General features: G+C 41.8%; 7 protein-coding genes. 3 read left to right on the top strand and 4 right to left on the bottom strand.

The window, feature by feature from the left end:
* Positions 1 to 180 (top strand): transposase (locus tag G587_RS25930; RefSeq protein WP_026491028.1); only part of this gene is annotated, 180 nt, incomplete at its 5' end.
* A 175-nt stretch (positions 181 to 355) separates the two neighbouring features.
* On the opposite strand, the gene G587_RS0115105 is transcribed toward G587_RS25930, so the two are convergent.
* Together G587_RS0115105 and G587_RS0115100 are read right to left on the bottom strand one after the other, a co-directional pair.
* Positions 356 to 1,225, bottom strand: coding sequence for a phosphoribosylaminoimidazolesuccinocarboxamide synthase (locus G587_RS0115105; RefSeq protein WP_026492947.1), 870 nt, complete (start codon positions 1,223 to 1,225; stop codon positions 356 to 358).
* Positions 1,226 to 1,282: 57 nt separating this feature from the next.
* Complete coding sequence (locus G587_RS0115100) at positions 1,283 to 2,923, bottom strand: ABC-F family ATP-binding cassette domain-containing protein (RefSeq protein WP_026492946.1); 1,641 nt, start codon at positions 2,921 to 2,923, stop codon at positions 1,283 to 1,285.
* 290 nt (positions 2,924 to 3,213) lie between these two features.
* Here G587_RS0115100 and G587_RS0115095 point away from each other — a divergent pair, with 290 nt between their 5' ends.
* Together G587_RS0115095 and ppdK are read left to right on the top strand one after the other, a co-directional pair.
* Positions 3,214 to 4,026, top strand: a complete 813-nt coding sequence (locus tag G587_RS0115095) for a glycerophosphodiester phosphodiesterase family protein (RefSeq protein ID WP_242830096.1) — start codon at positions 3,214 to 3,216, stop codon at positions 4,024 to 4,026.
* Positions 4,027 to 4,127: 101 nt separating this feature from the next.
* Complete coding sequence (ppdK, locus tag G587_RS0115090; RefSeq protein WP_026492944.1) at positions 4,128 to 6,764, top strand: pyruvate, phosphate dikinase; 2,637 nt, start codon at positions 4,128 to 4,130, stop codon at positions 6,762 to 6,764.
* A 117-nt stretch (positions 6,765 to 6,881) separates the two neighbouring features.
* On the opposite strand, the gene G587_RS0115085 is transcribed toward ppdK, so the two are convergent.
* Together G587_RS0115085 and G587_RS0115080 are read right to left on the bottom strand one after the other, a co-directional pair.
* Positions 6,882 to 8,216, bottom strand: coding sequence for a saccharopine dehydrogenase NADP-binding domain-containing protein (locus G587_RS0115085; RefSeq protein WP_026492943.1), 1,335 nt, complete (start codon positions 8,214 to 8,216; stop codon positions 6,882 to 6,884).
* 4 nt (positions 8,217 to 8,220) lie between these two features.
* Positions 8,221 to 10,926, bottom strand: coding sequence for an MFS transporter (locus G587_RS0115080; RefSeq protein ID WP_026492942.1), 2,706 nt, complete (start codon positions 10,924 to 10,926; stop codon positions 8,221 to 8,223).
* Positions 10,927 to 10,982: the final 56 nt, after the last annotated feature.

Below are 10,982 nucleotides of genomic sequence, written 5' to 3'. Positions count from 1 at the left end.
GGTTCATTTGCAAATGTAAAAGAAGACATGAACTTCAGAAGATATTTGTATAAGGGGACGAAGAATGTTCTTGCACAAAGCGTGTTGCTTGCAATCGGATTCGATATCAATAAACTGCATCACAAGATCATGGCCGGCCGAACAGGAACTCATCTTTTTGAGCTAAAGAAAACGGCATAATTTTTGATCCTTAAAAATCAAACTCCTGTATCTGATCCGAAGATATCTTCGGACTATTAAGTTACTCTAAAAATATGAGATATGAGCAGAAAGCAGATATAAGTACCGATTTTTAGGCCTGAAAAAAGGCCATCGCCTAGATGATTTAATCATCTAATGCGACAGCCCCTTATATTTATAATTTCTTGCCTGTCAGAAGTTCATAAGCTTCTTCATACTTGGCAATTGTCTTATCGATTACGTCCTGAGGAAGATTGTAATCACTTTCCGGGTTAGCCTTGAGCCAGTCTCTTACGAACTGCTTATCGAAAGAGGGCTGTGACTTTCCGGGCTCGTATCCTTCAACGGGCCAGAAACGGCTGCTGTCGGGAGTGAGCATCTCGTCTGCAAGAACAACTTCACCTTCTTCATTAAGACCAAACTCAAACTTTGTATCAGCGATGATGATGCCTCTTGTAAGAGCGTAGTCTGCGCACTTTTTATAAAGAGCGATAGTGCAATCACGGAGCTTTTCTGCATATTCCTGACCGTGTCCGGGGAAGTCTCTCTCGAGTACCTCTACAGAACGCTCGAAATCAATGTTTTCATCATGATCACCGATCTCAGCCTTGGTGGAAGGTGTGTAAATAGGCTCAGGGAGCTTATCGCACTCCTTAAGACCTTCAGGAAGCTTGATACCGCATACAGTTCCATTTTCCTTGTAGCTGTTCCAGCCGCTGCCTGTGATGTATCCACGAACGATGCACTCGATGGGAAGCATTGTCAGCTTCTTGCAAAGCATGCTGTTGCCGGTAAACTCCGGTTTTCTGAAAAACTCGGGCATGTCAGCTGTATCTGTGCTGATCATGTGGTTACTAACGATATCCTTAGTGTAGTCAAACCAAAACTTTGACATCTGGGTGAGAACAGTACCTTTTTTCTCGACCTTGTTTTTGAGAATTACATCAAAGGCGGAGATTCTGTCGGTAGCTACCATGATAAGAGCATCACCTACATCATAAATCTCGCGGACCTTTCCTTCTTTTACCGGACTAAATTCCTGCATACTTCCTCCCTTCGGCGCATCGCGCAATAAACATGTTATATATGATAATTGATGATATCAGTCATCATTATCTTCATCTTCGTTAGTGCTGTAAACTGTACGTTTTCTTGCCATTGCATCACTCTCAAGGTACTCATCGTAAGTAGAGCGCTTGTCGATAAGTGAGCCGTCAGGCAGGATTTCCATTATTCTGTTTGCTGTAGTCTGAACAACCTGGTGGTCACGGCAGGCAAAAAGCTCAACACCGGGGAACTTGATCATACCCTGGTTAAGTGCTGTGATTGATTCCATGTCAAGGTGGTTGGTGGGCTCATCGAAGATAAGGCAGTTAGCACCGCTTATCATCATCTTACTGAGCATACATCTAACCTTCTCACCACCGGAGAGAACCTTTACCTTCTTAACACCGTCTTCACCTGCGAAGAGCATACGGCCAAGGAAGCCGCGGACATAAGTAACGTCCTTGATCTCGGAGTAACCGGTGAGCCACTCGGTGATAGTGTAATCATTATCGAATTCTGCTGTATTATCCTTGGGGAAATAAGCCTGTGAAGTTGTTACACCCCACTTGTATGTACCCTCATCGGGCTCAAGCTCTCCTGTAAGGATCTGGAAGAGAGTAGTCTTTGCAAGCTCATTACCACCAACGAATGCAATCTTGTCATCATGCTGAACAACGAAGGAGATGTTATCAAGAACCTTCTCACCGTTGATAGTCTTGCTGATGCCATCTACTGTAAGAACCTCATTACCAATCTCTCTGTCAGGTCTGAAATCAATGTAAGGATATTTTCTTGAAGAGGGCTTGATGGTATCAAGCTCGATTTTCTCAAGAGCTTTCTTACGGGAAGTAGCCTGCTTACTCTTACTTGCGTTAGCAGAGAATCTGGCAATGAATTCTTTAAGTTCCTTGATCTGTTCTTCTTTTTTCTTGTTAGCTTCCTTCATCTGACGGATCATCAGCTGAGATGACTCGTACCAGAAATCGTAGTTACCTGCATAGAGCTGGATTTTGCCATAATCAATATCAGCAATATGAGTACATACCTTATTAAGGAAGTAACGGTCATGAGATACGACAATAACTGTATTTTCAAAGTTAATGAGAAATTCCTCAAGCCAGGCGATAGCATCCATATCCAAGTGGTTGGTAGGCTCGTCCAGAAGCAGGATATCAGGGTTACCGAAAAGAGCTCTTGCAAGAAGCACCTTGACCTTCTGATTACCGTCAAGCTCCTTCATCATCTTGTAGTGATGTTCAGTTTCAATACCAAGTCCGTTAAGAAGACTTTCTGCATCTGATTCAGCTTCCCATCCGTTCATCTCTGTAAACTCAGCCTCAAGCTCACTGGCCTTAATGCCGTCTTCATCGGAAAAGTCTTCTTTTGCATAGATGGCATCCTTTTCCTTCATGATTTCATAGAGACGGGCATTACCCATAATAACTGTATCAAGAACAGGGAATTCATCATATTTGAAATGATCCTGTTCAAGGAATGAAAGACGCTGGCCGGGAGTGATTACCACGTCACCGTTTGTTGTCTCAAGTTTTCCTGATAATATCTTAAGGAAAGTTGATTTTCCTGCACCGTTGGCTCCGATGATACCGTAGCAGTTACCTTCGGTGAACTTTATGTTTACTTCTTCAAACAGAGCCTTTTTACCGACTCTAAGTGTGACATTGTTTGCACTTATCATGCTTTGGATTCCTCCGAATTGTGTTTCTTCTATAATTATGTAACCAACATGGTATTATATTTGATAGCTTTAAAAAAAGCAATATGCAGAAAATAGACGTTTTTTTGTAATTTTTGGTAAAAAAGTCTTGACATTTAATCTTTTTATACTTGTCAAATTGAGTGTTAGATATTAAAATATCAAAGGCGTTTTAAATAAAGTACGCAGGAAGTCAGGTAATAAGATTGAAGGTTTTTCTGATTGTTGTTTTAATTTTGGTTATTCTTTATCTCTTGGCTATCATGCCTCGCATGATTGGAAGACCGTCTGCCGACAAACTTCTTGTTCAGAATCTTTATGCGCACAGAGGACTACACGACAATAATTCTGAGGCACCTGAGAATTCGATGGCTGCATTTAGGAAGGCTGTCGATGCTGGGTATGGAATAGAGCTGGATGTACAGCTGACAAGGGATGGGGTTCCCGTTATTTTCCATGATTTTACATTGGCAAGGGTTGCCAGATATGAAGAGGACCAGATTCCTGATAACGCAGTCAGGAATGAGGACGGATCCTTCAGAGTTGCAGGTAAGGTAATTGATTACACTTATGAGGAGCTTCAGAAGTTTCACTTACTTGGTTCGAATGAGAGAATTCCTAAGTTTGAGGATTTTCTTAAAATGGTGGACGGTAAGATTCCACTTATCATAGAGCTTAAGATTGAACTTTTTGATACCTCGGTCTGTCCAGTAGTGGATGAGCTTCTTCGCAGCTATGACGGAGTTTATTGTATAGAGTCCTTTAATCCGCTTGGTCTTTATTGGTTTAAGAAGCACCATAAGGAAGTATTCAGAGGCCAGCTTTCGGAGGAGTTTTTCAGAGAACCTGAGAAGTTATGGCATACACCTCTGTATTATGCACTTGCTTTTTTGATTTTTAATTTCCTTACAAGACCGGATTTTGTGGCTTATAACCATATTTACCGGCACAACCTGTCAAGGAAGCTTTGCCACGGTTTGTATAAAAATACCGCAGCAGCCTGGACAATCAGGAGCCAGGATGAACTTGATCTGAATCGCGAGTTCTTTGATATCTTTATTTTTGAGGGATTTATTCCTTCATAGTGAATGATAATTGCTATGTTTCGTCATAGTTAATTATAAAAATAGTAACATAAATGGAAAGGGTTTTACCGAATCGAATAATCGGTAAGAAAGGTAGTGAAATGGCGAAAAAATACGTTTACATGTTCAGCGAAGGCGACATGACCATGAGAAACCTTCTCGGCGGTAAAGGTGCTAACCTTGCTGAGATGACATCAATCGGTCTTCCTGTACCTCAGGGCTTCACAATTTCAACAGAAGCTTGTACACAGTACTATGAAGACGGTCGTAAGATCAACGACGAGATCATGGCTCAGGCTATGGAAGGTGTTAAGAAGATGGAAGAGATCAACGGCAAGAAGTTCGGCGATCTTCAGAATCCTCTTCTTGTATCAGTTCGTTCAGGTGCTCGTGCATCCATGCCTGGTATGATGGATACAATTCTTAACCTTGGTCTTAATGACGAGGTTGTAAATGCAATGATCAAGGGCAATCCTGATCCTGCATTCGAGCGTTTCGTATATGATTCATATCGTCGTTTCATCCAGATGTTCTCTGACGTTGTTATGGAAGTAGGTAAGAAGTACTTCGAGCAGCTCATCGACAAGATGAAAGAGCAGAAGGGTGTTAAGTTTGACGTAGACCTTACAGCAGCAGATCTTAAGGAGCTTGCAGAGCAGTTCAAGGCTGAGTACAAGAATCAGCTTGGTTCTGATTTCCCTTCAGATCCTGTAGAGCAGCTTAAGCTTGCTATCGAGGCTGTATTCCGTTCATGGGATAACCCTCGTGCTAACGTTTACCGTCGTGACAACGATATCCCTTATTCTTGGGGAACAGCTGTTAACGTAATGCCTATGGTATTCGGTAACCTTAATAATGAGTCTGGTACAGGTGTTGCATTCACACGTGACCCTGCAACAGGTGAGAATAAACTTATGGGTGAGTTCCTTATCAACGCTCAGGGTGAGGACGTAGTTGCTGGTGTTCGTACACCTATGCCGATCGCTCAGATGGAGAAGGAATTCCCTGAAGCATACGCTGAGTTCATCAAGGTTTGTGATACTCTTGAGAACCACTATCACGATATGCAGGATATGGAGTTCACAGTTGAGAACAAGAAGCTTTACATGCTTCAGTGCCGTAACGGTAAGAGAACAGCTCCTGCTGCTCTTAAGATTGCTTGTGACCTTGTTGATGAGGGACACAAGACTCCTGAAGAAGCTGTAGCAATGATCGATCCTCGTAACCTTGATACACTTCTTCACCCTCAGTTCGACGCTGCTGCTCTTAAGGCTGCTACTCCTATGGGTAAGGGTCTTGGTGCATCACCCGGTGCTGCTTGCGGTAAGATCGTATTCACAGCTGATGATGCTGTAGCATGGGCTGAGAGAGGCGAGAAGGTTATCCTTGTTCGTCTTGAGACATCTCCTGAAGATATCACAGGTATGAAGGCTGCTCAGGGTATCCTTACAGTTCGTGGTGGTATGACATCACACGCTGCTGTTGTTGCTCGTGGTATGGGTGAGTGCTGCGTTTCTGGATGTGGCGACATCAACATGGACGAGGAGAACAAGAAGTTCACACTTGCTGGTAAAGAGTTCCACGAGGGAGACTTCATCTCTATCGATGGTACAACAGGTAACATCTATGACGGCGTTATCGCTACTGTAGATGCTCAGATCGCTGGTGAGTTCGGCCGTATCATGGATTGGGCTGATCAGTTCAGAAAGCTTAAGGTTCGTACAAACGCTGATACACCCGCTGATGCTAAGAAGGCTCGCGAGCTTGGTGCTGAGGGTATCGGTCTTTGCCGTACAGAGCACATGTTCTTCGAGGAAGACAGAATTGCTGCATTCCGTGAGATGATCTGCTCTGATACAGTAGAAGAGAGAGAAGCTGCTCTTGAGAAGATCCTTCCTTATCAGCAGAACGACTTCAAGGCTCTCTATGAGGCACTTGAGGGATGTCCTGTAACAATCAGATTCCTTGATCCGCCGCTTCATGAGTTCGTTCCTACAACTGAGGACGAGATCAAGAAGCTTGCTGATGCACAGGGCAAGAGCGTAGAGGATATCAAGGCTATCATCGCTTCTCTTCACGAGTTCAACCCTATGATGGGTCACAGAGGATGCCGTCTTGCAGTTACATATCCTGAAATTGCTAAGATGCAGACTAAGGCTGTTATCCGTGCTGCTCTTGAGGTTCAGAAGGAGCATGCTGATTGGAACGTTAAGCCTGAGATCATGATTCCTCTTGTATGTGAAGTTAAAGAGCTTAAGTTCGTTAAGAAGGTTGTATGTGAGACAGCAGACGCTGAGATCGCTGCAGCTGGTGCTAAGCTTGAGTATGAGGTTGGTACAATGATCGAGATCCCGAGAGCTGCTCTTACAGCTGACGAGATCGCTAAGGAAGCTGATTTCTTCTGCTTCGGTACAAACGACCTTACACAGATGACATTCGGATTCTCTCGTGATGACGCTGGTAAGTTCCTTAACGCTTACTATGATGAGAAGATCTTCGAGAACGATCCTTTCGCTAAGCTTGATCAGACAGGTGTTGGTAAGCTTATGGATATGTCACTTAAGCTTGGTAAGCCCGTTAATCCTAACCTTCACGTTGGTATCTGCGGAGAGCACGGTGGAGATCCTTCATCAGTTGAGTTCTGCCACAAGATTGGTCTTGACTATGTTTCATGCTCACCTTTCCGTGTACCTGTTGCTAGACTTGCAGCAGCACAGGCAGCTATCGCAAATAAATAATTTTTGTTTTCTACTGAAAACTAAAGTACTCGGCAAATCAGAAAATCGGACATTACCCTTATGGGTAATGCCCGATTTTTTAGTATGTGTTGAAGTACATGTGGAGATTGTTTATAGTCACATTTTGGATAATATTGATGAACAGTCTTGTATAGATACTACCGGCATATATGGTTTAATATAGGAGATCATTTCGTCTGCCTCAAGCTCCTCAGGATATACGACTCCTTCATTCGGATGCTTGATAATGTACTTTATAGCTGCATATATTGAGATTCCCACGAGAGCAGCAGTTGGTGTACCAAAACATTCATCCTCAAGAAGCAGCTTTGTTCCAATATATCGCGGATGGAAGTTGTCACCTTCGATCAGCATTCCTATGTATTCGCCACCTGCAACCATTTCATCCTTACTTATTACATAGTATGCTTCATCCTTATCTATAAACACGGTTTTGTATGCTAACTCACAAGGCTGATATACAAACATTAAAGAAGGAGCGTATTCAAGGTCGCCCTTTTCATTCCAAACGGAGAAGTAATCTCTCATGGAATGCATTTCTTCGTGATCGTCCAGGCAGCCTTCTATGATCTGATCTTCGACTACCGCTTTTACAAGGGTACGTTTTCCCGGTCTGTTTAAATCCAGTATTCTTGCGTCAGGATCAAAGCTATGTATCTCATCTACATTGGAACCTATTCTTGCAAGCATTTCTGACAATTTTGTGCCGGTACCAACTATTACTGTGGCTCTGTCATTCATTTCGCCATAGAAATCAAATGGATTCCACGTGGAGTAAACAGTACCGGGCTTGATATCGGTAATGTTCGTCTGTGTTGTATCAAGGTCTGATTCTACAAAATATTTGACCTGTAACTCCTTAGCCAACATGCCAAATTCGTTTTTCTTTACAAGTTCCCTTAGATATTCACGGTTTTCTTTAACAAAAGGAGTATCATCCTCTTCAACGATATCTATCAGTGCTTTCTTGGTTAAGATGTTTATCATTCCGGAATTGACACCAAAATTTTCGATTGTTGTAGCGCCATTAGGATTTGCTTTGGATATTTCTCTTATTTCCTGGAAGTGATCCTCGTATGCGAGTTCAACAGGATCAGGGCCGGGAAACCAGCCATCTGCAGCGCACATGAAGTGAATCCCTCTTTTTACACATTCACCGGTCATGACTACAGCATCAAGACCGTTTAAAAGGTTGATCAGAAAATCACCTGAGCCTAAATAGTCAAATACTTTAAGGTAATTAGCTTCGCCAACAGTTATCTGCAAAAGATTTTCTTCTTTACCACCTCGTGATCTAAAGAAGTCCAATGCGTTCTTGCTTTCATCAACCACTATCATGTCATCTATGGAAAACATTTTATCCTTCAAAAGTAAGTCCATAAGTGATTGTGGCACGACTCCCAAGCCAAGAAACATTATTTTTGACGCCATTTTGTTATCCCTCCTCATCTGAGTTATATATTTTTAAATCTGGTGCTATAAAACCATATAATCTTGGTGATACCAGACATAAAAGTCCAAGAAATCCTATTCCAACTGAAGTTGAGATCGCGCACAGCGGTCCCAAAATAGGCCCGTGAAGAACTTTGAATCCGTCCTCCAAAGCGAAATAGTTTTCCAAAACATCTTTTCCTTCTACGTTATCATCAGCAGTCAGGCCTATAAGCCAGTTGATTCTGTGTACCTCTATTATTCTGATTGTTATGCAGTAGATAAACAGAACAATCGTAGCAAACAGAATATTCGGATTCAAAAGAAGAATCATCATTGCAACGCCGAAAACAGAAAAAGAAGTTATCATTGCCTTCAATGGACTGACCTTGTTGAAAAGCTTTACAATACTTTCTGCAAAATACCCGACAGTTATAGAAAAGACAGCAATACTCGTCATTTCAATATCGGTAAGGCCGGCATTTTCGGAAATAAGAGGGAATAAGTACTCATCATAGCCGGTCATAAAGGAAACAGTGAGTACCATCAAAATGATATAGATAAGGGCTTTAGGTTTGGCAAAGGATTTCCAAACGTGTAAAGTTTTGATTTCCTCATCCTCTTCCTCATTTCCGAAGATAATATAACTAAACGGTATTAAAATGATGCAGACTACAACGCCGGTAAGGTACATCATTGCATATCCGAAGGTGGTAGCAATGATACCTGCAATCATCATATAGATAAGAGAAGCGGCTTCAGTAGCGCTCTGGCTTTCTGCAATCTTTTTGTTCCTGTATTCCAGATCTTCAATTTCATAAGGGATGCCTTCGGCCAGTGAATATAGAACACTCTCCAAGAATATTCCTTCAATAAATTTGCATGTTGCGAAGATATAAATATTATCTTGCCAGATTGCAAATGCTATTCCTGCAAAGGTCATAGCGCTTATGATGGATGAGATAACGCCCATCCGCTTTTCGCCAAATCTTCCAAGAAGTGGTGAAGTAAGCATTGAACCGACCCAGGAACCGACTCTGTACGCAGTAACAGGAATAGCAAAGAGGAGTGCCAGGTCCAGCGTTGAGTCTGTCTTTATGCTGGCGATGGCCATGACCATTAGCATACTATCCATATACACAAGGCCGGTGACAAGAAAATCATACGTGTTACTAAGATAGTACTTTGCTTCTTGCGGATTAGTCTTTCGAATTGTTGCATATTCCTTGAGCTCTTTTGAGTATTTTTTCAAAACATCAAGGAGAATAACGAGGAAAACTACTAATGCCGCCAGCTGCATGGCTGCACCTATGACTTTGCGAATTTTGTCATGGCGAAGCTTACCGTATTCGCTTCCCATTTCCAAAAATCCTATAAGGTTGTGATCTTTATCGTAAATGGGGGCGTGGATAAAGCCATAGGTTCCGTCAACTTCCTTTTCCACGGTATAGACCATCATATTTGATTCATCGGGCTCGCTTTCGGAAGAGATGGATAGATCTGAATATAAGGTTCCTACCGGGTACTCATTGTAGGAGTCTGCTACAAGAAATGCGGTACCATTTTGGTCGAAGGCATAAATCTGAGCATACATTCCCATTTCTTTTCCGGTAGCATTACATGCTGCCTGAAGATAATGAACCATCCATTCAATCCAGTTTCGGGATGCTTCATCCTTGTAGTCCTCCGGATTTTTGCCACGCATCACTTCAAATTCATCTGAGGCAAAGTACCGGATTCCGACCATGACAGATTCTGTTGCGGAAATGGTTCGCAGCTTATGTTCTTCATCGAAATCTGAAAGAGTGAGATTGGTGTAATAAATAATTGCTGATAAAAAGACAAGAATAAAGAGCAGGGCTGTTCTGTAACGGTTCAGATAACCGGAAGTAACGAACTTGATAATAGCACACAGAACAGTAATTATCAGGATTATCGCACCCAAATAATAAAGGATATCGGTAACCTTGGTAAAGGTAGAAAAAGTGATTGATACATACGGAATATGGTTATCAAATTTGTTGTATATAGTTTCAGGATGAAAATCAAGTTTACGTTCATTCAGATCATAGTAATAGCATTCTCCAAATCGATTAAAGAGCTCAAGCCTGTTTTCAACCATGTTATATCGTCCTGTTTGAATGTATTCAGGCGCTCTGAATGAATCAATAATCGAGAATTCAGTTTCATCGTTTTCTTTGGGAGGGGTAGTGCTAACCTTGATAAGACTTATGCTATGGTCATCTGTATCTGTTAAGTATGCATAGCCGTCATGAAAAACTGCATTAGTAAGATTATTGGAATTAACAAAAGCGTTTTCGCCGTATTCCTTTCTATACAGTTCACCGAGATATTTACCTGAAAAAGTATATTTCAGAAGCTTTTCATTTATATAATAGTTGTAATCACTATATACTTCGCCAACGATTGCATAAACATATTCCCCATCAGTGACAACTGCACGTGGTTGGCTCTCTACACCGTTTATGTCGGTGGACATGATTTTGACCAGTTTTCTATCAGGAGTCGCAAAAAGAAGCTCCTTATCATAAATCGCAACAAGGCCATTATCAGTATCTATTATATCCAATACATTATACTGATCCAGCTCAATAGAATCCTTAAAAGGATAGTAATGAGTCCGCTGTGTTCCGATAAAAACAAATAACGCCGCCAAAATAGGAATAATTAGTAAAAACTTCTTGTTCAAGAGAGAATCCCTCCTTGTTCACATAGAAGACATTATTTAAGGCTGACCGGTTGTAT

This window comes from Butyrivibrio sp. XPD2002, from assembly GCF_000423945.1.
Taxonomy (GTDB): Bacteria; Bacillota; Clostridia; order Lachnospirales; family Lachnospiraceae; genus Butyrivibrio.
This window is presented reverse-complemented; position numbering and strand designations above follow the sequence as displayed.

Coding starts and splice junctions, on each gene's coding strand:
- G587_RS0115105 (WP_026492947.1), bottom strand. CDS start 1,225: ATGCAGGAATTTAGTCCGGTAAAAGAAGGAAAGGTCCGCGAGATTTAT.
- G587_RS0115095 (WP_242830096.1), top strand. CDS start 3,214: ATGATTGGAAGACCGTCTGCCGACAAACTTCTTGTTCAGAATCTTTAT.
- ppdK (WP_026492944.1), top strand. CDS start 4,128: ATGGCGAAAAAATACGTTTACATGTTCAGCGAAGGCGACATGACCATG.
- G587_RS0115100 (WP_026492946.1), bottom strand. CDS start 2,923: ATGATAAGTGCAAACAATGTCACACTTAGAGTCGGTAAAAAGGCTCTG.
- G587_RS0115085 (WP_026492943.1), bottom strand. CDS start 8,216: ATGGCGTCAAAAATAATGTTTCTTGGCTTGGGAGTCGTGCCACAATCA.